Consider the following 24,989-nt stretch of genomic DNA (forward strand, 5'->3'; position numbering starts at 1 on the left):
GTGCCGTACGTGCTCAGGCGGCGGCCCAGGTTTCCACGTGCTCGACGAACCGGTGCAGATCGCAGAAGCGGTTGTACAGTGGCACCGGTGCGATGCGGATCACGTCCGGCTCGCGCCAGTCGCCAAGCACGCCGACCGACTGCAGAGACTCGAACAGCGAGCGCCCCTGCGCGCGCCCGCCGGCCACACGCAGCGACAGCTGGCAGCCACGCTGCGATGGTTCGGCTGGGGTGACGATCTGCAGCACCTGCGGCACGCGTGTGTGGATCAGCTGTTCCAGATGGCCGGTAAGCTGTTCGGATTTCGCACGCAACGCCGCCATGCCGGCCTGATCGAACAATTCCAGCGAGGCACGCAGCGGGGCCAGCGCCAGCACCGGCGGATTGCTCAACTGCCAGCCTTCGGCGCCGGGCGAGGGCACGAACGGCGGGTCCATGCGGAAGCGGGTTTGCTGCTCGTGTCCCCACCAACCGGCCATGCGCGGCAAGTCGCTGTTGGCATGGCGTTCGTGCACGAAACAACCGCCCACCGCGCCGGGGCCTGCGTTGAGATATTTGTAGTGGCACCACACTGCGAAATCCACGCCGTCGTCGTGCAGCGTCAGCGGGATATTGCCGACCGCATGCGCCAGATCGAAACCCACCGCAGCGCCTTGCGCGCGCGCCAAACGCGCGATCTCGCCCAGCTCGAAGGCCTGGCCGGTGCGGTACTGGATGCCGGGCCACAGCACCAATGCCAGACGCGGTCCATGCGATGCGATGGCTTCGGCAATCGCCGCCATCGACAAGGTACCGTTTGGCTCATCGGCTTCCACTTCGATCAGCTGCGTGGCCGGATCCAGCCCATGCAGGCGCAATTGCGATTCCACCGCATGGCGGTCGGACGGAAACGCGCCGGATTCGATCAGGATCGCGCCGCGCTCGGGTGTGGGACGGTAAAAGCTGGCCATCATCAGATGCAGATTGACGCTCAGCGTGTTCATCGCGACCACTTCGCCGGGCAGTGCGCCGACCACACGTGCCAGGCCATCACGCACCAATTGGTGATACGTCAGCCATTGCGTGGGGCCGGTGAAGTGGCCTTCCACCGCGAGTGCGCCCCACTGGTCGAGCACTTCGGCCACCATTGCGCGCGCGGCGCGTGGCTGCAGGCCCAGCGAATTGCCGACGAAATAGGTCTGATCCTGGCCGCCATGCTGGGGGAACACGAATGCATCGCGCAGGCTGCGCAGCGGGTCGGCGGCGTCCAGTGCATCGGCATGGGCGCGGGACAGCGGGTCGGTCATCGTCAAGGCTCGCAACGCGGGTCGGTGAGGTCAGTTTACCCGCCGGCAGTGGGTGCGCCGTCATGCACGGCCGGTGCCTCTGCAGGGGCGCCGGTTGACGCTGGTCGGGCCGGGCGCAACAGATGGGTCAAGGTGCCGATGCTGTCGGTGATGCGGTCGACGGTGTCGGCCAGTGCAGCGGTGGTGGGCGAGCCGTCGGGCAGCGCGGCCAGCGCATCGGACAAACGGCGCTCGGCGCTGCGCAAGGTGGCTGCTGCGGGGATGCCGCCGTGGATCAGGCAGTCGATCAGGTCCGTCAGCGCCTGATCGGCCTGTTCCGCAAATGCGGGCAATGCCGCCAGCGTGGGTAAGGGGTGGCCATCGCGCAGCACCGCTTCCAGCGACAAGGTGGCGCGGATCAGCCGGTTGCCGTTGGCCAGCAGGGATTCGGCGAGTTTGAGTTCGTGCAGATTGCGCCGGCTGCGTGGCTCGCTGCGCAGGCGCTCGATCGAGGCCTGCGCATTGGTGCGTGCCACACGTGCGGCGGCGCGGGTATCGCCTAAATCCTCCATCTGGCCAAGCAACAGATGGCGCAGATGATCGCGATACGCGCTGAGCAGTTGCGCCAGCGATGCGCGGATATGCCGGCGTTCGCGCGTGGGCCACAACGCATAGGCGATCAAGGCCCATGCGCTGCCGACCACCGTCGCCTGCAGACGCGCACCGATGGCCTCGCCCGGCGCCACGCCTTCGAACGACAGCAACAGCACCAGCATGCCGGTCAGAAATGCCACGCCGATACCGTAATTCACCTGTGTCAACAGGCGGAAACCCAGGCAGAACAGCGCCAGCAACGTCAGCCGGATGCTGGCGCCATCCATCGCAAAATGTGCGAGTAACGTGGCCACCAACAAGCCGCCGAAGCTGAAAGTGCCGCCGAAATCCGGCTTGAGCACGATGGCGGTGGTCATCGGAATCCAGAAGCCGTGCGGAATCTGCTGCCAACGCTGGAAGGCGATCGCCAGTGCCAGGCACACGCCGCAACGCAACGCATGCCGAAACGCCACCGAGGACAGATCCAGATTTGCGCGCAGGGTGGCCAAGGTCGCCGCTGGCCGCAAGGCTGCCGGCAAGCGCGCTTCGGCCAACTGCGCCTGGATCTCGCCACGGCTGCTGGCCCAGTGCGCATTGCGGATCAGAGCGCGCAACTGGCCGCCCAAGCCTTGCGCGCGCGCCACCGCCACACGCACCAGCCGGCGTTCGCGGGTATCTGCGTTGTCGTGCTGAAACTGTGCCAGTGCCGCGACCAGATCGTCGAAGCCGGTCATTGAGGAATCCGCCGCTAACGGGTCTTCGCCCACCGTCATTGCGTGTGCGAGTTGTTCCAGCACGATGGCGCTGCGTTCGAGCACGCGTTCGATGGCCGGGCGCGCCTGCGAGTCGGTCAGGCGGGTGTCGGCATCGGCCAGCGACAGCAGTTCCAACCGTACCCGATCGCAGAGCTCGGCAATGATGCGAAAGCTCTGCACGGCGATCGCGCGCGAGCGATGTTCGCCGTGCAGCATCACCATCGCATCGAGTACTTCCTGCGTTGCCGGTGGCGCGGCGCTGGCTTCCGGGCGCTGGCGTGCGATGCCTGCCAGCTGGCGCATCAGATCGGCCAGTGCGAAGCGTTCCGGGCGATAGCGTTGCAGCGGCCACGCGGCCAATGCCAGCACGACCTGGAGCAGGCCGCCAGCGAAGATCAGCGCGGCCACGCCCGCTGCCTGCTCGATCGGTAAGCGCATATCGGCGCTGACCACCAGCAGGATCATGCTGGTCAGGCCCACGCGCGCGGCCACCGGGCCGAGCGCAACCAGCAGCCCGCCGCCCAGGCCGAGCAACAAGCCGGCGACCACCAGGGCAGGGGTGTTGTGGCCGACCCAGATGCCCAGCAATGCGGCCGCACCGGCGGCCAGCGCGGCCATCAACATGCGTTGCAGGCGCGCGCGATACGGGCCGGGCTGGTCGGTGAACATGGTGTTAAGCGCCCCGGTGCACACCGCCAGACCCGCAGCGACATGACCCGTCGCCACGCCCACCGCCAGCGGCAGCACCACTGCGGCGGTGTTGCGGAGCGCAACGCGCAGCGGCACGTCGCGCGGTTTGAGATCGATCAGTGCGCGCAGCATGGCATCGGTGGCAGTGCGTTCGAGCCGCATGCACGTCGCGCGTCTGCGCGGATGACAGACAGGCGTGTTGTTGGCCGGCGTGCGGTCGCTGCGTCGCCTGCCATTGCAGCCTCGCCGCACGGTACGCGCACCGGCCACTGTCGTTCGAGCGCCGTCGAGCGCCTCCCGCTACGCGTGTTCTGCATCGTCACCCTCTGCGCCACTTATGCCTCAGTTGCGGCATAACGCTCGGGCGCCGGATGCACGTGTCCGCACTGGGGGCAGGTGCGCAGCGCAAGCGAGCGGTAGAAATGATCGAACACCGGCGGAAAATCGGTTTCGATGTTCTGCAGTGGAAACATCGCCTCGTAGAGTTTGTGATTGCATTGCGGGCAATACCACTGCAGGCCGTCCTGCTCGTTGGGCAAACGCTCGCGTTCGATGACCAGGCCGATCGAGCCGGCCGCACGTTGCGGCGAATGCGGCACCTTCGGCGGCAACAAGAAGATCTCGCCAGCGCGAATCGGAATGTCGCGCGCCACACCTTCGTCCTGCACCTTCAGCACCATCTCGCCTTCGAGCTGGAAGAACCACTCCGGGCCTTCGTCGTAGTGATAGTCGGTGCGCGCATTCGGCCCGCCGACGATCATGATGATGAAGCCATCCTGCTGGATGCACTTGTTGCCCACCGGCGGCTTGAGCAGGTGGCGGTGTTGCTCGATCCAGGCATGCAGGTTGATCGGCGGGACCAGCATGGACGTTCCTCGGTAAAGAAGACCTCCAGCATAGCCAACCGACGGCGCCGATGGGCGCCGCCGTGGTGGGTGAGGCGCGAGGTGCGGCTCAGCGTTCGGTGTGATCGGCCTGAATCTGCGCCAGCGCCGTGTCGTACCGCTCCTGCAGCAGCTCGGAGCGGTCGATCGACATGCCCAGATCGTGCACGCGGCCATCGCGCAGGCTGTAGACCCAGCCATGAACGCACAGTTCCTGGCCGCGGTCCCAGGCATCGCGCACGATGGTGGTGCGGCAGACATTGACCACCTGTTCCAGCACATTGAGCTCGCACAGCCGCGCGTGCTGCGCCGGCAAGTCGCCGGCATCGTGCAGACAGACGTCATGCTTGTCGGCCACATCGGTGACGTGGCGGATCCAGTTATCGACCAGGCCCATGCGCTTCTGGGTGAGGCTGGCGAAGACGCCGCCGCAACCGTAATGGCCCACCACCAGCACGTGCTTGACCTTGAGCACGTCCACCGCGAACTGGATCACCGACAGGCAATTCAGATCGGTGTGCACCACCACGTTGGCGATATTGCGGTGCACGAACACCTCGCCCGGCGCCATGTCGATGATCTGGTTGGCCGGCACGCGCGAATCCGAGCAGCCGATCCACAGATATTCCGGGGTCTGCTGGGTGGACAGCTTGGAGAAGAATTCCGGGTCTTCGCGACGGATGCGCTCGGACCAGGCCTGGTTGTTTGCGAGTAAATGGTTGAGCTCGTTCATGCGCGCAGTATTCCAGAGGAAAGAGGGCAGGGTGTGTTCGAGAGAGGAGCCATAAAGCGGTGGTGCAGAAATCGACTGTGTGCCGTGCCGGTCAGGCGGCGTCATCGCGTGCGCGCAAGGCATCGCGCATCAGCGTGGCCAGCTCGCGTGACTTGCTGGAGGCTTGTTGTTCCAGCGCATCGCTGACCGCAGCGACATTGCCGGCCGGATGGTTCTGACTGAGCTTGAAGGTGAGCTCGATGCGGCTGGGCACGAAGCGAAAGCCGACCAGGCCGCGCAGTTGCCGGCGGTGGCTATCGCGCTCCATCTCGAACAACCAATCGCTGCCCACACGTTGTTCGAAATGCGCGCTCATGCGGCCGATCAGATCGCCGACTTCCCGCTCATCGGTGATCTGGCTGCAACGTCCATGCAGATGCGCCACCGCGTAATTCCAGGTCGGCACGCGCGCGGCAGGCTCCTTGTCCAGATACCAGCTGGGCGACACGTAGGCGTGCGGTCCCTGCACCACGATCACCGCATCGCCGGGCTGGCGTGCCTGCGGGTTGGGGCGCGCCCAGTGGCCTTCGATGATCACGGCCTGCGCGTCGCGTTGGTACAGCACCGGCAGATGCGTGATCGCCGGCTGGCCGTCCTCGCCCTGGCTGATCAGGGTGACGAACGGGTCGCGCGCGATCAGCCAGTCCAGCAAGGCCAGATCGGTCTGCACAAACGCGCGTGGGGTGTACATGTCAGGCGCGGCCACCCAGCGTCACGACCATGCGTTCGCGCAGATCCGCATCGTCTTCGCCGCGCGGCGGCGAGACTTCGTTGAGCGAGAAACCGCGCATCAGCGCGTCTTCTTCGTCCAGCCCGTCGAGCGAGACGAATTCGGCATCGAACAGGGCCGCACGGGCGCTGTCTTCGCTGTCGTAGGGCAGCGTCTTGCCGTCGCTGTCCAGCACCTCGGCGGTGCCTGCCTCATTGACGCGCAGGCGTGCCCAGATCAGCGTGCGGCCGATTGTGGCCAGCCACCAGGAATCCTGTTCGCCCTGGGCAGTGTCTTCGTACGTAGTCATTGCATTACCTTGGAAAGCAGGCCGAGCAGGGCCGCCATGCCCAGGCCGAAAAAGATGGTGAGCAGCGACAGCCAGGCGGGAGTGGCCAGGCCGGACAGCGCGCTGTCGCGATGGCTGCGGTAGCGCCGCGTCAGCAACCAGCGCAACGCCGTGGGACTGATGAAGGCCGGGTCGCCGAAGCTGGCCAATGCCTCCGGATGACGATCGCGCAGGTGCACCAGCGTCAGCGGCCAGAAAATCAGCAACGCGGTGAGCCCGGCCACTGCGACACCGACAAAACACAGTGCGAAGAACAGCGTCATGCGGAGCGCTCCTGGGGCGCGGCGTCGAAGCGGCTGATGCGTGCAGTGATGTGGGCCACGCACGTCTGCGTCCCAGGTGGACGGTGCCTGATCGCCAGGGACGCAGCAGTGGTCACATCAGAACTCCGCACTGCCCGGCGCGCGCGGGTAGGGGATCGCGTCGCGGATGTTGCTCAGCCCGCACACGTACACCACCAGCCGCTCGAACCCCAGGCCGAAGCCGGCATGCGGCACCGAGCCGTAGCGACGGAAATCGCGGTACCAGCCGTAGTGCTCCTTATCCAGGCCGAACTGCGCCATGCGCGCATCCAGTACGTCCAGGCGCTCTTCGCGCTGGCTGCCGCCGATGATCTCGCCGATGCCCGGCGCCAGCACGTCCATCGCCGCGACGGTCTTGCCGTCGTCGTTCAGGCGCATGTAGAACGCCTTGATGTGCTCGGGGTAGTTGGTCACCACCACCGGGCGGCCGATGTGCTCTTCGGTCAGCCAGCGTTCGTGCTCGGTCTGCAGGTCCAGGCCCCATTCGACCGGGAAGTCGAACTTCTTGCCCGAGTTCTGCAGCAGCTTCACCGCCTCGGTGTAATCGATCTGCTCGAACGGGGCATTGATGAAGGCTTCCAGCTTGCTGATTGCGTTCTTGTCCACGCGCTCGGCCAGGAACGCCAGGTCGTCGCTGCGCTCGTCCAGCACCGCACGGAACAGGTACTTCAGGAACTGCTCGGCCAGGCGCGCATCCTCGGCCAGGTCGGCGAAGGCGATCTCCGGCTCGATCATCCAGAACTCGGCCAGATGGCGCGTGGTGTGGCTGTTTTCGGCGCGGAAGGTCGGGCCGAAGGTGTAGACCTTGCTCAGCGCCAGGCAGTAGGCCTCCACGTTGAGCTGGCCGGACACGGTCAGGAAGGTCTCCTTGCCGAAGAAGTCGCGGCTGAAATCCACCTCGCCCTTCTCGTTGCGCGGCAGGTTGGCCATGTCCAGGGTCGAGACGCGGAACATCTGCCCGGCACCTTCGGCGTCGGACGTGGTCACGATCGGGGTGCTGATCCAGTTGAAGCCATTCTGATGGAAGAAGCGGTGCACCGCCTGCGCCAGACAGTTGCGGATACGCGTGACCGCACCGAACAGATTGGTGCGCGGGCGCAGATGGGCCACTTCGCGCAGGAACTCCGGCGACATCGGCTTGGGCTGGATCGGGTAGGTCAGCGGGTCCTCGACCCAACCGACGATCTCCACGCCACTGGCCTGGATCTCGAACGACTGGCCCTTGCCCTGCGACTTCACCAGCACGCCCTTGGCGATCAGCGAGCAGCCGCTGGTCAGACGCTTGACCTCGTCGAAATTGGGCAGGGTGTCGTTGGCCACCACCTGGATCGGAGCGAAGCACGAGCCATCGGTCACGTTGATGAAGGCCAGTCCGGCAGATCCGCGCAGCGTGCGCACCCACCCCCGTACCGTGACTTCGCCGCCTTCGGGGAGTTTCCCCGCAAGCGCATGTTCAACGCTGACCACCGTCATGACTTGTCCTCGCCGTAGCGACTTTGAATGGTCTGCGAGTTTACTGGCTGCGGGCGCGCTGGCGCGAGCATCCGAACCGCTAGCGGTTCGAGGCGCTTGTCGCAGGCCTGCTGTGCCCCCATCTGAGTGAGGTGCCGCAGCTGAGGACGCCGCCGCGGTTGTTGCGGCCTCGCTATACTTGTCACCATCGTTTTCGGAGCACCTCCCATGGCCATCAGCCTCACCCCCGCCGCGCTGGAGCGCGTGCAGCGTTTCGTGCAGCAGACCCCGGGGACGCTGGGCCTGCGCTTCGGTGTGACCAAGACCGGTTGCTCCGGCTGGGGCCACATCACCGACCTGGCGCGTGACCAGCGCGCCGACGATGCGGTGTTCGAGCAGGACGGCGTGCGCATCTTCGTCGACCCCACCAGTCTGCCGCTGGTCGATGGCACCTGCATCGACTTCGGCAAGCACGGCCTCAGCGAGACGTTCACCTTCAGCAACCCCAATGCCACCGCCGAGTGCGGGTGTGGGGAGAGCTTCACTACCGAAGCCGAGCATCGCTGAGCGCGACCTGAGCCAAGCGGCGCCGGAGTGTTTCCTTCTCCCACCGGGAGAAGGTGCCCCAAAGGGGCGGATGAGGGTACGGGCGAAGCTTCGCGTGGCTGAACGACACGAGTGGCTTTGCCCCGTACCCCACCCCAACCCCTCTCCCGGCGGGAGAGGGCTTTAGCGTCACTGCGCAGACATCACATTCGTATGCTTGGCCGCCGGCACAGCCGGTTGCGGCTAAGCGCCTGAACTGCCATACTTTCCTGCTTCCTACCCGGTTCCGGGCGGGAACCCTTGCTCCACCGGCCGCCTTGCGCGGTTCACCGGGGAGCTGTCCGGCCCACGTGGCCACATCCGAAAGGTAAAACAACATGAGTCGTCATTACGAAGTTGTGTTCCTGGTCCATCCGGACCAGAGCGAGCAGGTCCCGGCCATGATCGAGCGCTACAAGTCGCTGATCGAGGGCGGTAACGGCACCATCCACCGTCTGGAAGACTGGGGTCGTCGTCAGCTGGCCTACCCGATCCAGAACCTGGTGAAGGCGCACTACGTGCTGCTCAACATCGAAGTCGACCAGGCCGTGCTGAGCGAGCTGGTGGAAAGCTTCCGCTTCAACGATGCGGTGCTGCGTCACCTGGTCGTCAAGCGCGATGGCCCGGACACCGAGCAGTCGCTGATCATGAAGAGCAAGGACGAGAAGGGCGACAAGCCCGAGCGTAGCGAGCGTCGTCGTCGCGATGACGATGAGGGCGATGCTGCACCTGCCGCCACCGATACCGACGGCGACAACGCCGAAGCCGCTTAAGGAGCGCTGTCATGTCCAAGTTCTTCCGTCGTCGCAAGTTCTGCAAGTTCACCGCCGAGGGCGTCAAGGAGATCGATTACAAGGATCTCAACACCCTGCGTCAGTACCTCACCGAGAACGGCAAGATCGTGCCGAGCCGCGTGACCGGTACCAAGTCCAAGTACCAGCGTCAGCTGGCAACGGCCGTCAAGCGCTCGCGTTTCCTGGCGCTGATTCCGTACACGGACAATCACGACGTTTAATCGCGGTCGTTGATGTGAGTCCCGCACATAGCCCGCACGGTTTTGTGTGAGTCCCTCACAAGAGCCCGCACATCCATGTGCGGGTTATTAAAATATAGAGGCCGGTCATTCGAGATGCGGTGTTGATCGTGCTCTTGCGATTCCCAAATCCCGATTCCCGAATCCCCGTCTTTTCGGACAGCAAACGTTGCGTAGGCCAAAGCGCCGGCGCTAACGAATAACGGAGCACCACCATGGATCTGATTCTTCTGCAGAAAGTGACCAACCTGGGCAACCTGGGCGACAAGGTCAGCGTCAAGCCGGGTTACGGCCGCAATTTCCTCGTGCCGCAGGGCAAGGCCGTGCCGGCCACCGCTGCCAACGTCGAAGCGTTCGAAACCAAGCGTGCCGATTACGAAGCCAAGGCCAACAGCATTCTGGCCGATGCACAGAGCCGCGCCACCAAGTTCGAAGGTGCCAGCGTCACCATCGGTGCGCATGCGTCCACCGAAGGCAAGCTGTACGGCTCGGTCGGCCCCCGCGACATCGCCGAGGCGTTCACCGCCGCCGGCCTGCCGCTGGAAAAGAGCGAAGTGATCCTGGGCGAAGGCGCATTCCGCAACGTCGGCGAGTACGACGTTGTGCTGCACCTGCACGCCGATGTGGAAACCTCGGTCAAGGTCATCGTCGAATCCGACGCCTGATCCACGCCGCACGCTGTACCCGAAGGGCGCCTTGTTAGGCGCCCTTCGTCTTTATGGCGCCGCCGCCAGCGCTGGCCGGCCCGTTATACTCATGCTCCATTGCCGGTTCCACGGCCTGCCGATCTTGTGGATCAAGGGTTTAGGGACTGGCTTCACAGGAAAAAGCGCCTGCCGGCTTCGCCCGCGCGGTGCCCGGAACCTCCAGTCCCATGCGCCTGTCCACGATCAAACTGTCCGGTTTCAAGTCGTTCGTCGACCCGACCACGTTGCATCTGCCCACCAACATGACCGGCATCGTCGGCCCCAATGGTTGCGGCAAGTCCAACATCATCGATGCGGTGCGCTGGGTGATGGGCGAAAGCTCGGCCAGCCGCCTGCGCGGCGACTCGCTGACCGACGTGATCTTCTCCGGTTCCTCGGCGCGCAAGCCGGTGTCGCAGGCGACGGTGGAGCTGATCTTCGACAACTCCGATCACACCATCACCGGCGAGTTCGCCTCGTTCAACGAGATCTCGGTCAAGCGCCTGGTCAGCCGCGACGGCAACAGCGCCTACTACCTCAACGGCACCAAGTGCCGGCGCCGCGACATCACCGACCTGTTCCTGGGCACAGGTCTTGGCCCGCGCAGCTACTCGATCATCGAGCAGGGCATGATCAGCCAGATCATCGAGGCGCGCCCGGAAGACCTGCGCGTGTACCTGGAAGAAGCCGCCGGCATTTCCAAGTACAAGGAGCGCCGCAAGGAAACCGAAACGCGCATCCGGCATACCCGCGAGAATCTCGATCGCCTGGGCGACCTGCGCGAAGAGATCACCAAGCAACTGGCGCATCTGCAGCGCCAGGCGCGCCAGGCCGAGCAGTACCAGGCCTTGCAGGAAGAGCGCCGGATCAAGGACGCCGAGTGGAAGGCGCTGGAATACCGTGGCCTGGATGGGCGGCTGCAGGGCCTGCGCGAGAAGTTGAACCAGGAAGAGACCCGGCTGCAGCAGCTGATCGCCGAACAGCGCGATGCCGAGGCGCGGATCGAAACCGGGCGCGCGCGTCGCGAGGAAGCCGCCGAAGCGGTGGCCAAGGCGCAGGCCGATGTGTATCAGGTCGGTGGTGCGTTGGCGCGCATCGAGCAGCAGATCCAGCATCAGCGCGAACTCTCGCATCGCCTGCACAAGGCGCGCGATGAGGCGCAGAGCCAGCTGCAGGAACTGACCCAGCACATCAGCGGCGACTCGGCCAGGTTGGCGGTGTTGCGCGAGGCGGTCGACGCGGCCGAACCGCAACTGGAACAACTGCGCGAAGATCACGAATTCCGCCAGGAGTCGCTACGCGAAGCCGAAGCGCGCCTGGCCGACTGGCAGCAGCGCTGGGAAACCCATAACCGCGACACCGGCGAAGCCTCGCGCGCCGGCGAAGTGGAGCGCACGCGTGTCGATTATCTCGATCGCCAGTCGCTGGAAGCCGACCGCCGCCGCGAAGCACTGGTCAACGAGCGCGCCGGACTGGATCTGGATGCGCTGGCAGAAGCGTTCGAGCAGATCGAGCTACGGCATGAAACGCAGAAGACCTCGCTGGACGGGCTGACCGAGCAGGTCGAAGCGCGCAAGCACGCGCTCGGCGGGCTGCAGGAACAGCAGCGGGCCAGCCAGGGCGAACTGGCCGAGGTGCGCAAGCAGGCGCAGGCCGCGCGTGGCCGGCTGTCGTCGCTGGAAACCCTGCAGCAGGCCGCGCTCGGTCAGGAGCAGGGCGCGGCGGTGGCATGGCTCAAATCGCGTGGGCTGGATTCGGCCGCGCGCGTCGGCGAACGCATCACGGTCGAAAGCGGCTGGGAAAATGCGGTCGAAGGTGCGTTGGGGCAATTGATCGAAGGCGTGCTGGTGGATGCGCCGGAGCAGCTGGTCGACGCGCTGGGCGAGTTGGGCGACGGCCGCATCGCGCTGGTGTCCAATGCCAGCGACAACGCCACCTTCGCACCGACCTCGCTGGCGGCCAAGGTGCAGGGGCCGATCGCGATCCGTCGCCTGCTCGCGCGCCTGCACGCGGCCGAAGATCTGGATGCGGCACGCACGCTGCAGCGCAGCCTGCCCGAGGGCGATTCGGTCATCACCCGCAGCGGCGAGCGGCTGGGCGAGGGCTGGGTGCGCGTGTCGCGTTCCGGCGCCGCCAAGCAGGGCGCGTTGTTGCGCGAGCGCGAGATTCAGGAGCTGCGCGCCCAGATCGAAACCTTGCAGGAGCGCGAAGCCGACCTTGAGCAGCGCCTGGGCGGCTTCCGCGAGCAGCTGCTGGCGGCCGAACAACAGCGCGAAGATGCGCAGCGTCAGTTGTACATGGCGCATCGCAGCGTCTCCGAGCTGGCCGGTCAGTTGCAGAGTCAGCAAGGCAAGGTCGATGCCGCACGCACGCGCATCGAACGCATCGAAAACGAGTTGTCGCAGCTGCTGGAAACGCTGGACACCAGTCGTGAGCAGGCACGCGAAGCGCGCGCCAAACTCGAAGACGCGGTGACCCTCATGGGCGATCTGCAGGGCACCCGTGCGGCTCTGGAAAACGAACGCCGTCAGCTCACCGATGCACGCGACCAGGCCCGCGATGCCGCACGTGGCGTGCGCGATGCGATGCACGCATTGGCACTCACGCTGGAATCGCAACGCACGCAAATCACCTCGCTCAGCCAGACGCTGGAGCGCATGGACAGCCAGCGCGGCCAGCTCGATACGCGTCTGGAAGACCTGGTCGCCCAGCTCAGCGAAGGCGATTCGCCGGTGGAAACGCTGGAGCACGAGCATCAGGCCGCCTTGAGCGAGCGTGTGCGCACCGAGCGCGTACTGAGCGAAGCACGCACCATGCTCGACAGCGTCGATGGCGAACTGCGCAGCTACGAACAGACCCGTCAGCAGCGCGACGAACAGGCCCTGGGCCAGCGCGAGCGCATCTCCCAGCGCAAGCTCGATCAGCAAGCCCTGGTGCTCAGCGCCGAACAGTTGGAGGCTGCGGTGGTGAAGGCCGGCTTCGTGCTCGAAGACGTGGTCAACGGCTTGCCCGAATCGGCCAATCTGGCCGAGTGGGAAGCGGCGGTCGGCCAGATCGATGGGCGCATGCGGCGGCTGGAACCGGTCAATCTGGCCGCGATCCAGGAATACGGCGAAGCGGCGCAACGCTCGGAATATCTCGATGCGCAGAACCTGGATCTCAACACCGCGCTGGAAACCCTGGAAGAGGCGATCCGCAAGATCGACCGCGAAACCCGCGGCCGCTTCAAGGACACCTTCGACCGCGTCAATTCCGGCGTGCAGGCACTGTATCCGCGGCTGTTCGGCGGCGGGCATGCCTATCTGGAACTTACTGGCGAAGATTTGCTCGACACCGGCGTGACCATCATGGCGCGCCCGCCGGGCAAGCGCGTGTCCAGCATCTCGCTGCTGTCCGGTGGCGAAAAGGCGATGACCGCGGTGGCGCTGGTGTTTGCGATCTTCCAGCTCAATCCCGCGCCGTTCTGCCTGCTCGACGAGGTCGACGCGCCGCTGGACGAAGCCAATGTCGGCCGCCTGGCCAACATGGTGCGGGAAATGAGCGAGAAAGTGCAGTTCCTGTTCGTCAGCCACAACAAGGCGACGATGGAGGCCGCGCGTCAGCTCTCCGGCGTGACCATGCGCGAGCCGGGCGTCAGCCGTCTGGTCAGCGTAGACCTGGAAGAAGCCGCACGTTTGGCGGGTGCGGCATGACGTGCCATGCTTGTTGGAATATCGACACCTGTCACTCTTATGCGGAGGCACGCTGAATGTCCGACATGGCCATGATCCGGATCGGGATCCTGATCGCTGGACTGCTGCTGGTCGCGGCCATCTTCCTGTTTGGTCGCCCGAAGAAATCGCCGCAAGGGCGCCGGGTCGACAAGGACGACGGGCAGCCGCGCGAACGCCGCGAGCCGGTGATTTCCGGCGCGCCGGGCGTGGAGGGCGACCGGTTCGAGCGCACTGAAGGCGCCGAGCAGAGCGAACTCAATCTGGACGATGCAGATGCGGCCGGCGGCAACGATGTCGGCAAGCGTCCCAATCAGGACTTCGACAAGATCGTCTCGCTGTTCGTCGCGGCCAAGGCCGGGCAGGTGCTGCGTGGCGAAGACGTGGTGGTGGCGGCCGAGAAGACCGGGTTGGTGTTCGGCCACATGAATGTCTTCCACCGGTTGGTTGAGGGGCACCCGGAGCGCGGGCCGATCTTCAGCATGGCCAGCATCCTCAAGCCCGGCAGTTTTGACATGGCCAACATCCGCGAGATGCAGACCCCGGCGATTGCGTTTTTCCTCACATTGCCGGCGCCGATGACTGCGCTGGATGCCTGGGAAAAAATGCTGCCGACCGTGCAGCGCATGGCCGAACTGCTCGATGGCGTGGTGCTGGACGACAGCCGCAATGCGCTGGGCCGCCAACGCGTTGCGCATATCCGCGACGAGCTGCGCGCCTACGATCGCCAGCATCAGGCGCCGCCGCTGACCAAGTCGCCGCGCTGGTGATTCCTCTCTTCCGCAGGAGAGGGAATCAAAGCCCCTCTCCTGCGGGAGAGGGGTTGGGGTGAGGGTGCGGCGCGAAGCCCTGGTGTGGTTCCAACTGCACGAGGCTTCGCTCGCACCCTCATCCGCCCCTTCGTGGCACCTTCTCCCGAGGGGAGAAGGGATGGCCAGTCAGTGCTTAGCGCTCAACGCTTCGCCTTGGCAAACGCTTCGCGAAACCGCAGCATCTCCGGCTCGGTGCCGACGCTTACGCGCACGCGCTTGGGCCAGATCGGCCAGCTGCGGCCGACGATGACGCCCTGTTTCTGCATCGAATCGGCGAACACGCCGGCGTCGCGCTTGACGTCGAGCAGGAAGCAGTTGGCCTGCGTGGGCATGCAGGTGTAGCCCTTTGTCTTGAGCCAGGCGATGGTGTCGTCGCGCACGCGCGCATTTTCCGCGCGCCGGGTCTGCACCAATTGCGGGTCGCGCAGGCTGGCGATGCCGGCGGCCATTGCCGGGACCGGCAACGGGTTGCTGCCCAGGCTGGCGAGCTTGGTCTGCAGCCCCGGCGGTGCCAGCGCGGCGCCCAGGCGCAGGCCGGCCATGCCGTAGAGCTTGGAGAAGCTGCGCAGCACGATCAGGTCCTGACGCTGGCGCACCAGATCGGCCACCGACGTCTCGTTGCTGTAATGGATATACGCCTCGTCGACCACCAGCACCGCGCTGGCCGGCTTGTTGGCCAGCAGCCACTCGATCTCTGCGCGCGGAGTGATGCTGCCGGTGGCGTTGCCGGGATTGCACAGGTAGATCAGGCCGGCGGTGGGGTCGGCCTTGGCCATCGCCTTGACGTCGTGCGCGCCATCGGCCCGCAGCGGCACCTTGCGTACCGGCACGCCGCGCGCGTTTGCGCTGTCGACGATCGGATCGAAGCTCGGATCGGCCACTACCAGCCCGGCACGGGCCGAGGTGAACAAGCTGCCGGCACGATTCAATGCATCCCTGGAACCGGGAAACAACGCCAGATGGTCGCCCGGCAGCTGCAATTCGCCGGTCATCAGATTGCGCAGGTCCTGCTCCATCTCGAACAGGTAGCGGCCCGAACGCGCCAGCGAGCGTGTTGCGGCATCCAGCGCGGCCGGCGCCGGCCCGAGCGGATGCTCGTTGAGGTTGAGATACACCGCACCGGCGGCCGGCGCCACGCTGGGCGTTGCCGCTGCGGCTGCGCGCTTGCGGGCTGCCTCTGCCGCAGGTGCCAGTCCCAATGCGGACACCGCCACGCCAACGCTGGCGAGGCTGAGAAACGAACGGCGCGAGACGGGCAACGACACGGGTGAACTCCAGACGGGTGGGCGGCAGAGGGCGCCACGCTATCGGGTTTGTGCTTGTCTGCCTATCGGGAAATACCCGTAGGGCTTGCTATCGACGGCGGCTGCGTGGTCGCGGCAGTGGCCGGGCCAGCTCTTGCGCATCGGCACGGCCCGTTAGAATAGACGGCCCCTCAAGCCAGCCCAGCGATCGTATGACTGTCAGCCCGGATCCCGCGCAGCGTATCGACGCCCTGCGTCATCGTCTCGAGGACGCCAACTACCGTTATCACGTGCTCGACGAGCCGCAGATGGCCGACGTCGACTACGACCGCCTGATGCGCGAACTGGAGGCGTTGGAGGCCGCGCACCCGCAGCTGGCCAGTGCCGATTCGCCAACCCAGCGCGTCGGCCATCTTGCTGCCTCGCGCTTTGCCGAAGTGCGGCATGCCTTGCCGATGTTGTCGCTGGGCAATGCCTTCAGCGATGAAGAAGTGGCCGAATTCGTGCGGCGCATCAGCGAGCGGCTCGAGGTCAAGCATCCGCTGTTTTCTGCCGAGCCCAAGCTCGATGGTCTGGCGATCAGCCTGCGCTACGAAAACGGCGAGTTCGTGCAGGGCGCCACGCGTGGCGACGGCGCCACCGGCGAGGATGTCAGCGCCAATCTGCGCACCGTCAAGGCGATTCCGCTACGTCTGCGCGGCGAAGGGTGGCCACAAATTCTGGAAGTGCGCGGCGAGGTGTATATGCCGCGCGCCGCATTCGAAAGCTACAACGCGCAGATGCGCCTGCATGGCGGCAAGGTATTGGCCAACCCGCGCAACGGCGCCGCCGGTTCGCTGCGGCAGCTGGATGCGCGCATCACCGCGCAACGCCCGCTGAGTTTCTATGCGTATGGCGTGGGCGAAGTGAGCGAAGGTGCGTTGCCGCAGACCCATTCGGCGATCCTGGCGCAGCTGCGCGAATGGGGTTTTCCGGTCAGCGCCCTGGTCGAGGTAGTGCAGGGCAGCGACGGGCTGTTGGCGTATTACCAACGCATTGGTGAGGCGCGCGATAGATTGCCATTCGATATCGATGGCGTGGTCTACAAGCTCGACGATCTGGCCGGGCAGCGCGAGATGGGGTTTGTCTCGCGCGCGCCGCGCTGGGCGATCGCGCACAAGTTCCCGGCGCAGGAGCAGTCCACCACGGTGGAGGCGATCGAGATCCAGATCGGCCGTACCGGTGCGGCCACGCCGGTGGCGCGGCTGAAACCGGTGCACGTGGCTGGGGTGATCGTCACCAACGCCACGCTGCACAACGCCGACCAGATCGCGCGTCTGGATGTGCGCGTGGGCGATACGGTGATCGTGCGGCGCGCCGGCGATGTGATTCCGGAAGTGGCCGGCGTGGTTGCCGATCAACGGCCGCCCGGCACCCAGCCATGGCAGATGCCCACGCAATGCCCGGTATGCGGCTCGGAGATCGTGCGCGAGGAGGGCGAGGCGGTGTGGCGTTGCTCCGGCGAGCTGACCTGCCCGGCGCAGCGCAAGGAAGCGTTCCGGCATTTCGTCTCGCGCCGCGCAATGGATGTCGATGGCCTGGGCGAAAAATTCATCGAGGTGCTGGTCGACAGCGGCGTGGTGCAGGGCGTGGCCGATCTGTATCTGCTCAGCGTCGATCAGCTGCTGCAGTTGCGTCTGATCAGCACCGCCGAAAGTCCGCACGCGTTTTTGCGCGAGGCGCGCGAGCATCTGGCCACCGGCGCATATGCGCAGCTGGAAAAGACGATGGTGAGCATCGGTGTGGATCCGGCCGGCGAGCGCGAGGTGCCGCAGACCTGGCAGGCCGATCTGTTGCGTGCAGGTCTGCCGGCGTTCGACTGGAACCGCAAGAAGATCGCCACCAAATGGGCGGAAAACCTGATCGAGGCGATTGAAAAATCGCGCGACACCACGCTCGAACGTTTCCTGTTTGCGTTGGGCATCGAGCATGTCGGCGAAAGTACGGCCAAGGCGTTGTCGGCATGGTTCGGTGAGCTGGAGTTGATCCGCCACCTGCCGTGGCCGCTGTTCAAGCGCGTGCCCGATATCGGTGGCGAGGTGGCGCGCTCGCTCGGGCACTTCCTGGATCAGCCCGGCAATCAGCAGGCCATCGACGATCTGCTGCAACGTGGCGTGCGTATCGGCGATGCACATCCGCCTTCGCCCAAGCTGCGCGACGCGCTGAGTTTTGCCAGCGTGCTGGAAGACATGGATATCCCCAAGGTGACGCCGGTGCGTGCGCAGCAACTGGCCGCCGCGGTGGCCTCGTTCGATGCGTTGCGCAGCGCCGGTGCCGATGCCTTGCTGCAGGCCGGCGTGCCTGCGGCGGTCGTCGCCTCGGTGCAGCAGTGGCTGGAGCGGCCGGAAAACGCGGCGTTGGCCAGCGCCGCGCAACAGGCGATGGAAACGGTGCTCTCGCGCCTGCCCGAAGCCGATGCGCTGCCGATCGGCCCGCTCGACGGCCAGACCGTGGTCATCACCGGCACCTTGGCCGCATTGACGCGCGATGCCGCCAAGCAGCGCCTGGAAGCGTTGGGCGCGAAAGTCGCCGGCAGCGTCTCCAAGAAAACCGCGTTTCTGGTGGCTGGCGAAGAAGCCGGTTCCAAGCTCGACAAGGCGCAGTCGCTGGGCGTGGAGATCTGGGACGAAGCGCGGCTGCTGGCGTTTCTCGGCGAGCACGGCCAGCGACCATGAGCGCGGCGCAGATCGATCTGGCCGCGCTGCAGTTGCGCGCGCGGCTCAATGCGCTGATCCGCGCGTTCTTCGCCGAGCGCGGCGTGCTGGAAGTGGAAACGCCGGTGCTCTCGGAAGCCGGCAACACCGAGCCGAATATCGACAGTTTCAGCACGCGCTTCAGCGGCCATGTGGATGCCGGCGCAGCGGTACGTTGGCTGCGCACCTCGCCGGAATATCCGCTCAAGCGTCTGCTTGCGGCCGGCGTGGGCGATTGCTACGAGCTGGGGCGGGTGTTCCGCAATGGCGAAGCCGGCGGCCGCCACAATCCCGAGTTCAGCATGCTCGAGTGGTACCGGGTGGGCTGGGACGATCGTGCCTTGGCGCAGGAGACCATCGCGTTGGTGCAGCAGGCGCTTGCGTTGGTCCAGCGCCAAGCGCGCGTGCAGGTGCTGAGCTATCGCGACCTCTTCGTGCAGACGTTGGGTATCGACCCGTTGCTCGATTCCATCGAAACGCTACGCGCGCCGTTGCACGACATCGCCATCGATCCGCACGGCCTGACCCGCGACGACTGGCTGGATCTGCTGATCACCCATTGCATCCAACCCAGCTTTGCCAGCGACACCTTGACCGTGGTGCACGACTGGCCGGCCAGCCAATGCGCATTGGCGCGCATCCGCAACGACAGTCCGCCGGTGGCCGAGCGCTTTGAGCTGTACCTGGGCGCTTACGAGGTGGCCAACGGGTATCACGAGCTCAACGATGCGCAGGAGCAACGTGCACGTTTCCTGCGCGACAACGCGGTGCGTGCCGCGCGCGGGGTGCAGCAATTGCCATTGGATGAACGCCTGCTCGCGGTGTTGTCGCAGCTACCCGATTGCGCCGGTGTGGCGGTCGGTGTCGACCGCTTGTTGATGGCCTTGCGTGGCACCGCGCAGATAGCGGATGTGCTGGCGTTCGAGTTTGCCCGCGCCTAGCGCCGGCGCAGCCTGCTCTGGCTGTGCCGCCGACTCCATGGCGTATCGCAGGCACGAAGTGCCATCCAGTTGTCATCGGCACCGTATTGCTTTCTTCACATCGATGATGCTCTCATCCTCACGTCCACGGGGGCGCGGCGCAGAGTGTGTTTGGGTGAGGAGTGTCGGCATGAAGTGGCTGGTCAGCTTATGCGGTTTGTGGTGCTTGCCGCTGCTGATGCTCGTCGACGCGCGTGCCTCGGATCGCGCCTCCGGCGTGGTGCGTTGCGAGTCCAAGGACATGGCGCGAACGCACTGTGCGATGGATACCGAACACGGCGTGCAACTGGTGCGCCAGTTGTCCGAAACCAGTTGTATCCGCGGCAGCGAGTGGGATGTGGAACGCGACGGCGTGTGGGTCGAGCAGGGCTGCCGTGCGGAGTTTGCCTCCGCACGCGTGCCAGCCTCCCCGCAGATGCGCCGCGTGGTGCGCTGCGATTCCAACGGCGGCAAAGTGGCCTGCCCGGTGATCCTGCGCGGTGCGCCAGTGCGCTTGTTGCGTCAACGCTCGATGTGGCCGTGCAAGGAGGGCCGCACCTGGGGCACCCGCCGTAACGAAATCTGGGTGTCACGCGGTTGCGATGGCGAGTTCGAAGTCGGTGCCGAAGATGGTTCCGGCTTTGTGGCCGTGCCGCGCATGATCACCTGCGAATCGAAGAAGAGCTCGCGCCGCACCTGTGGGGTGTCGGTGGAGCGCCAGGTGCGCGTGGGCCGGCAGATCTCCAAAAAAGAATGCGTGGAAGGCCAGACCTGGGGCTGGAGCCGCGATGGGGTGTGGGTGAACGACGGCTGCCGTGCCGAGTTCATCGTCGACTGAGCGGCTGACGAACCTGCTGCGTATTGGTCTATTGCAGAGCGGTGGATCTTGGCTTTCGCTGCACAGGGCGGCTGATCTGCGGTTTGGCTGCAGGGCCCTTGCCCGCCCACCCTCGCGGGACACGCCGCAAGTACGTCCGTGTAGGCTCTTACGCGGCATCCATGCCGCGTAAGGTCCCGCGACGGTGGGCGGGCAAGGACCAGTGGAGATGGTCGTTACGCATGGTTGCAAGCAAGGCATGGTGTGTTGTCTGGATAACACCGCGACGGATCAGCTTCACAGCGCAACGCGATCGATGGGCAGGTTTCAACAAAGCAATCGGCAAACTTCCTGGTGCGGTGCCCTCGCCGATTGCGGGACCGTGTGGCGGCATGGATGCCGCCACCGAGCCTCCACGGACGGATTCACGGCGTGTCCCGCGAGCGGCGAGGGCACCGCGCACTCGACCAACCAGGCTTTTGACTGCATCCAAACTACTCGCTAGGTTTTTTAGCCGCTCTAAATACCTTCGCCTAGCACGCGCTTGAGGCATTGTTGCGCTAACCCCAGGCTGAGCACGGCAGGTCCACTGACTGGGCTGCCCGCGCGCCTTACAATAGCGCCATGAACGACAGCGCCCACATCGATTACGCCCGCTACGACCACATCCGCCCACTGCTGTGGACCGGCGACGCCCTGGAATTGCTCGACCAACGCAGGCTGCCCTTCGTGGTGGAGCATGTGCGTTGCGAGAGCAGCGACGCGGTGGCCGAGGCGATCCATTCGCTGGCGGTGCGCGGCGCGCCGGCGATCGGGATTGCGGCCGGGTGGGGCGTGGTGTTGGCGGCGCGCGAGATCGAGGCCGATGACGGCAGCGCGGCATTGCAGAAGCTCGAACCGGCGCTGTTGCGGCTCAATGCCGCGCGTCCGACCGCGGTCAATCTGGCCTGGGCGCTGATGCGCATGCGTCGCGTGCTGGGCGCTGCCGGCGCCGACTGGCGCGCGGTGATCGCGCGCGAGGCGCAGGCCATCGCCGATGAAGATCTGGCCGCCAATCGGCACATGGGCGCACTCGGCGCTGCGCTGATCGCGCCGGGCAGCGGCGTGCTGACCCACTGCAATACCGGCTCGCTGGCCACCGCCGGTTTCGGCACGGCGCTGGGCGTGATCCGCGCCGGCATGGCGCAGCAGCGCATCGCCAAGGTGTTTGCCGGCGAGACCCGGCCGTGGTTGCAGGGCGCGCGCCTGACCGTGTGGGAGCTGCAGCAGGACGGCATCGACGCGACCTTGATCGCCGATTCGGCCGCCTCGCACCTGATGAAATCCGGCCTGGTGCAATGGGTGATCGTCGGCGCCGACCGCATCTGCGCCAATGGCGACACCGCCAACAAGATCGGCACCTATCAGCTGGCCATCGCTGCGCGCCACCACGGCGTCAAGTTCATGGTGGTGGCGCCGTCGTCCACGGTGGATATGGCCACCGCCAGCGGCGAGCAGATCGAGATCGAGCAGCGCGACCCGGGCGAATTGTTCGGGGTGGGCGGGGTCAGAACGGTGGCCGATGGCATCCATGCCTGGAACCCGGTGTTCGACGTCACCCCCGGCAGCTTGATCGATGCCATCGTCACCGAGCGCGGGGTGATTGCGCAGCCCGACCTGGCGCAGATGCAGGCCGCATTCGGCGCCTGAGCCGGGCGCGGCGCGATAACGCTGCCAACACCGCGCAAACGCCGCGCAAGTGCTTGTTTCTGGCTGGTAAACCGGCGGCATCGGGCTGCCCCTTCGTGGTACAATCCGGGGCTTGAATCGATCGGCGGGAGCGTGGGGCCGGCAGCCTGTTACAGGGTGCTCCCGACGCGGCTTTCCGGCTCGCCCGCCACCTCAAAATTACGGAACCCGAATGGCAGAAACCGCCAAGGAAATCATCCAGGTCAATCTGGAAGACGAGATGCGCAAGAGCTATCTCGATTACGCGATGAGCGTGATCGTGGGCCGCGCACTCCCCGATGCCCGTGATGGCCTCAAACCTGTGCATCGCCGCGTGCTGTATGCCATGCACGTGCTGGGCGCGCACAGCAACAAGGCGTACTTCAAGTCGGCGCGTATCGTCGGCGACGTCATCGGTAAGTACCACCCGCACGGCGACCAGTCGGTATACGACACATTGGTGCGCATGGCGCAGCCATTCTCGCTGCGCTACATGATGGTCGACGGCCAGGGTAACTTCGGTTCGGTCGATGGCGACTCCGCCGCGGCGATGCGTTACACCGAGTCGCGCATGTCGCGGCTGGCGCATGAGCTGATGGCCGACATCGACAAGGAAACCGTCGATTTCCAGCCCAATTACGACGAAAAGGAACTGGAACCGACGGTCATGCCGACCCGGTTCCCGAGCCTGCTGGTCAACGGCTCGGCCGGTATCGCGGTGGGCATGGCCACCAATATCCCGCCGCACAATCTGACCGAAGCGATCAACGCCTGCATCGCCTTGATCGACACGCCGGAGCTGGATGTCGAAGGCCTGATGGAGTACATCCCGGGCCCGGATTTCCCCACCGCCGGCATCATCAACGGCACCGCCGGCATCGCTGCCGGTTACCGCACCGGCCGTGGCCGCGTGCGTATGCGCGCCAAGGCCGACGTGGAAGTGGCCGACAACGGCCGTGAAGCGATCATCGTCACCGAGATCCCGTATCAGGTGAACAAGGCGCGGTTGATCGAAAAGATCGCCGAGCTGGTCAAGGAAAAGAAGCTCGAAGGCATCAGCGAGCTGCGCGACGAGTCCGACAAGGACGGCATGCGCATCTACATCGAGGTCAAGCGCGGCGAGTCGGCCGAGGTTGTGCTCAACAACCTGTATCAGCAGACCCAGATGGAGTCGGTGTTCGGCATCAACATGGTGGCGCTGATCGACGGCCGCCCGCAGTTGATGAACCTCAAGCAGATGCTGCAGGCGTTCATCCGCCACCGCCGCGAAGTGGTCACCCGCCGCACCATCTTTGAACTGCGCAAGGCGCGTGCGCGTGCGCACGTGCTGGAAGGCTTGACCGTCGCGTTGGCCAACATCGACGAGATGATCGAGCTGATCAAGACCTCGGCCAATCCACAGGAAGCGCGCGAGCGCATGCTGGCCAAGACCTGGGAACCGGGGTTGGTCGGCGCCTTGCTGGGCGCAGCCGGTGCCGAAGCCTCCAAGCCGGAAGATCTGCCGCCGGGCGTGGGCCTGATCAAGGGCTTTTACCAGCTGACCGAAGTGCAGGCCTCGCAGATCCTGGAAATGCGTCTGCATCGCCTGACCGGGTTGGAGCAGGAAAAGCTGACCGACGAGTACAAGCAGTTGCTCGAGGTCATCCAGGGCCTGATCCGCATCCTGGAAAATCCCGACGTGCTGCTGCAGGTGATCCGCGACGAGCTGATCAATATCCGCGAAGAGTACGGCGACGAACGCCGCACCGAAATCCGTCACAGCGAAGAAGATCTGGATATTCTCGATCTGATTTCGCCGGAAGACGTGGTGGTGACGCTGTCGCACGCCGGTTATGCCAAGCGCCAGCCGGTGAGCGCGTATCGTGCGCAGCGCCGTGGCGGCCGTGGTCGTTCTGCCGCAGCGACCAAGGAAGAGGACTTCATCGATCAGCTGTGGCTGGTCAACACGCACGACACGCTGCTCACGTTCACCAGTAGCGGCAAGGTGTTCTGGCTGCCGGTGTATCAGTTGCCGGAGGCCGGCTCCAATGCGCGCGGCCGTCCGATCATCAACTGGATTCCGCTGGAACCGGGCGAGCGCGTGCAGGCGGTGCTGCCGGTGCGCGAATACGCCGATAACCGCTATGTGTTCTTCGCCACCCGCAACGGCACGGTCAAGAAGACTCCGCTGAGCGAATTCGCGTTCCGCCTGGCGCGCGGCAAGATCGCCATCAACCTCGATGAGGGCGATGCGCTGGTCGGCGTGGCCTTGACCGATGGCGACCGCGACGTGCTGTTGTTCGCCTCCAACGGCAAGACCGTGCGCTTCGGCGAATCCACGGTGCGTTCGATGGGCCGTACCGCCACCGGCGTGCGCGGTATCCGTCTGACCAAGGGCGAAGAGGTGGTCAGCCTGATCGTGGCCGAGCGTGCTGCGGGCGTCGAAAGCGATGTCGAGGAAGAGAGCGTAGAGGACGTCGTGGAGAGCACGGACGTTGCCGATGCAGCGGTTATCGACGTTGCCGAGAGCGACGACATGGCCTATATCCTGACCGCCACCGAGAACGGCTATGGCAAGCGCACCCCGCTGGCCGAGTATCCGCGCAAGGGACGCGGCACGCAGGGCGTGATCGGCATCCAGACCACCGAGCGCAACGGCAAGTTGGTGCGTGCGGTGCTGCTGGGCGGCACCGACGAAGTGCTGCTGATTTCCGACGGCGGTACGCTGGTGCGCACCCGCGGTTCGGAGATCTCGCGCGTGGGTCGCAACACGCAGGGCGTCACGCTGATCCGCTTGTCCAAGGGCGAAAAGCTGCAGGCGGTGGAACGTCTGGATGCGTCGCTGGATGAAGTGGAAGACGTGGTGGACGATGCAGCCGTCGCACCGGCTGCAAGCACCAGCGAGTTGCCGCCGACCGAAGCGTGATCGCGCTTAGCGAGTAACGCAGTTGAAG

Annotated in this window: 20 protein-coding genes; 11 read left to right on the forward strand and 9 right to left on the reverse strand. The window is 65.5% G+C overall.

All coding sequences use genetic code 11. The features are described from left to right. Window positions 1-13 precede the first annotated feature (13 nt). The 8 genes from kynU to asnS form a co-directional block, all read right to left on the reverse strand. Complete coding sequence (gene kynU / locus NYR97_RS17410; protein WP_316694972.1) at window positions 14-1,285, reverse strand: kynureninase; 1,272 nt, start codon at window positions 1,283-1,285, stop codon at window positions 14-16. A 35-nt stretch (window positions 1,286-1,320) separates the two neighbouring features. After that, window positions 1,321-3,435, reverse strand: a complete 2,115-nt coding sequence (locus NYR97_RS17415; RefSeq protein ID WP_316698324.1) for an FUSC family protein — start codon at window positions 3,433-3,435, stop codon at window positions 1,321-1,323. Between the two features lie 203 nt (window positions 3,436-3,638). Beyond that, window positions 3,639-4,169 carry a 3-hydroxyanthranilate 3,4-dioxygenase gene (locus NYR97_RS17420; protein ID WP_316694974.1) on the reverse strand — a complete coding sequence of 177 codons (531 nt, stop codon included), beginning with the start codon at window positions 4,167-4,169 and terminating at the stop codon, window positions 3,639-3,641. An 88-nt stretch (window positions 4,170-4,257) separates the two neighbouring features. After that, a complete protein-coding gene (gene can / locus NYR97_RS17425; protein WP_316694976.1) occupies window positions 4,258-4,920 on the reverse strand; it encodes a carbonate dehydratase in 663 nt (220 codons plus the stop codon). 91 nt (window positions 4,921-5,011) lie between these two features. Further along, window positions 5,012-5,650 (reverse strand): FMN-binding negative transcriptional regulator, encoded by a 639-nt coding sequence (locus NYR97_RS17430; protein WP_316694977.1) that lies wholly within the window; start codon window positions 5,648-5,650, stop codon window positions 5,012-5,014. Window position 5,651: 1 nt separating this feature from the next. Next, window positions 5,652-5,978 carry a hypothetical protein gene (locus tag NYR97_RS17435; RefSeq protein ID WP_316694979.1) on the reverse strand — a complete coding sequence of 109 codons (327 nt, stop codon included), beginning with the start codon at window positions 5,976-5,978 and terminating at the stop codon, window positions 5,652-5,654. Next, a complete protein-coding gene (locus tag NYR97_RS17440) occupies window positions 5,975-6,280 on the reverse strand; it encodes a hypothetical protein (protein WP_316694981.1) in 306 nt (101 codons plus the stop codon). The genes NYR97_RS17435 and NYR97_RS17440 overlap by 4 nt, the downstream gene beginning before the upstream one ends. 117 nt (window positions 6,281-6,397) lie before the next feature. Next, complete coding sequence (asnS, locus tag NYR97_RS17445) at window positions 6,398-7,792, reverse strand: asparagine--tRNA ligase (RefSeq protein ID WP_205391815.1); 1,395 nt, start codon at window positions 7,790-7,792, stop codon at window positions 6,398-6,400. A 207-nt stretch (window positions 7,793-7,999) separates the two neighbouring features. Between asnS and NYR97_RS17450 the strand changes: the two genes are divergently transcribed. The 6 genes from NYR97_RS17450 to zipA all read left to right on the forward strand — a co-directional run bounded on the left by NYR97_RS17450 (window position 8,000) and on the right by zipA (window position 14,555). Next, a complete protein-coding gene (locus tag NYR97_RS17450) occupies window positions 8,000-8,338 on the forward strand; it encodes a HesB/IscA family protein (RefSeq protein ID WP_205391814.1) in 339 nt (112 codons plus the stop codon). A 356-nt stretch (window positions 8,339-8,694) separates the two neighbouring features. Continuing rightward, entirely contained in the window at window positions 8,695-9,129 is a 435-nt protein-coding gene (gene rpsF, locus NYR97_RS17455; RefSeq protein WP_006451585.1) for a 30S ribosomal protein S6, read from the forward strand. A gap of 11 nt (window positions 9,130-9,140) precedes the next feature. Then, window positions 9,141-9,371 carry a 30S ribosomal protein S18 gene (gene rpsR, locus NYR97_RS17460; RefSeq protein WP_005991243.1) on the forward strand — a complete coding sequence of 77 codons (231 nt, stop codon included), beginning with the start codon at window positions 9,141-9,143 and terminating at the stop codon, window positions 9,369-9,371. A 233-nt stretch (window positions 9,372-9,604) separates the two neighbouring features. Continuing rightward, window positions 9,605-10,054, forward strand: coding sequence for a 50S ribosomal protein L9 (gene rplI, locus NYR97_RS17465; protein WP_006451584.1), 450 nt, complete (start codon window positions 9,605-9,607; stop codon window positions 10,052-10,054). Between the two features lie 209 nt (window positions 10,055-10,263). Further along, window positions 10,264-13,767 carry a chromosome segregation protein SMC gene (gene smc, locus NYR97_RS17470; RefSeq protein ID WP_316694982.1) on the forward strand — a complete coding sequence of 1,168 codons (3,504 nt, stop codon included), beginning with the start codon at window positions 10,264-10,266 and terminating at the stop codon, window positions 13,765-13,767. A 56-nt stretch (window positions 13,768-13,823) separates the two neighbouring features. After that, the gene (gene zipA, locus NYR97_RS17475) at window positions 13,824-14,555 is read left to right on the forward strand and encodes a cell division protein ZipA (RefSeq protein WP_210761905.1); all 732 of its coding nucleotides are present in this window, start codon (window positions 13,824-13,826) and stop codon (window positions 14,553-14,555) included. A gap of 182 nt (window positions 14,556-14,737) precedes the next feature. Here zipA and NYR97_RS17480 read toward each other — a convergent pair whose 3' ends face one another. Beyond that, window positions 14,738-15,862, reverse strand: coding sequence for a pyridoxal phosphate-dependent aminotransferase (locus tag NYR97_RS17480; RefSeq protein WP_316694983.1), 1,125 nt, complete (start codon window positions 15,860-15,862; stop codon window positions 14,738-14,740). Between the two features lie 191 nt (window positions 15,863-16,053). Here NYR97_RS17480 and ligA point away from each other — a divergent pair, with 191 nt between their 5' ends. The 5 genes from ligA to gyrA all read left to right on the forward strand — a co-directional run bounded on the left by ligA (window position 16,054) and on the right by gyrA (window position 24,961). Then, window positions 16,054-18,555 carry an NAD-dependent DNA ligase LigA gene (ligA, locus tag NYR97_RS17485; RefSeq protein WP_316694984.1) on the forward strand — a complete coding sequence of 834 codons (2,502 nt, stop codon included), beginning with the start codon at window positions 16,054-16,056 and terminating at the stop codon, window positions 18,553-18,555. Beyond that, window positions 18,552-19,514 (forward strand): EF-P lysine aminoacylase EpmA, encoded by a 963-nt coding sequence (gene epmA, locus NYR97_RS17490; protein WP_316694985.1) that lies wholly within the window; start codon window positions 18,552-18,554, stop codon window positions 19,512-19,514. Before ligA ends, epmA begins: the two co-directional genes overlap by 4 nt. Window positions 19,515-19,683: 169 nt before the next feature. Next, window positions 19,684-20,370 carry a DUF3011 domain-containing protein gene (locus NYR97_RS17495; protein ID WP_316694986.1) on the forward strand — a complete coding sequence of 229 codons (687 nt, stop codon included), beginning with the start codon at window positions 19,684-19,686 and terminating at the stop codon, window positions 20,368-20,370. 603 nt (window positions 20,371-20,973) lie between these two features. Further along, complete coding sequence (gene mtnA / locus NYR97_RS17505) at window positions 20,974-22,038, forward strand: S-methyl-5-thioribose-1-phosphate isomerase (protein ID WP_316694987.1); 1,065 nt, start codon at window positions 20,974-20,976, stop codon at window positions 22,036-22,038. A 211-nt stretch (window positions 22,039-22,249) separates the two neighbouring features. Next, complete coding sequence (gene gyrA / locus NYR97_RS17510; RefSeq protein ID WP_205391807.1) at window positions 22,250-24,961, forward strand: DNA gyrase subunit A; 2,712 nt, start codon at window positions 22,250-22,252, stop codon at window positions 24,959-24,961. Window positions 24,962-24,989: the final 28 nt, after the last annotated feature.

The sequence above is a fragment of the Xanthomonas hydrangeae genome, assembly GCF_032697525.1.
In the GTDB taxonomy this organism is placed as follows: Bacteria; Pseudomonadota; Gammaproteobacteria; order Xanthomonadales; family Xanthomonadaceae; genus Xanthomonas; species Xanthomonas hydrangeae.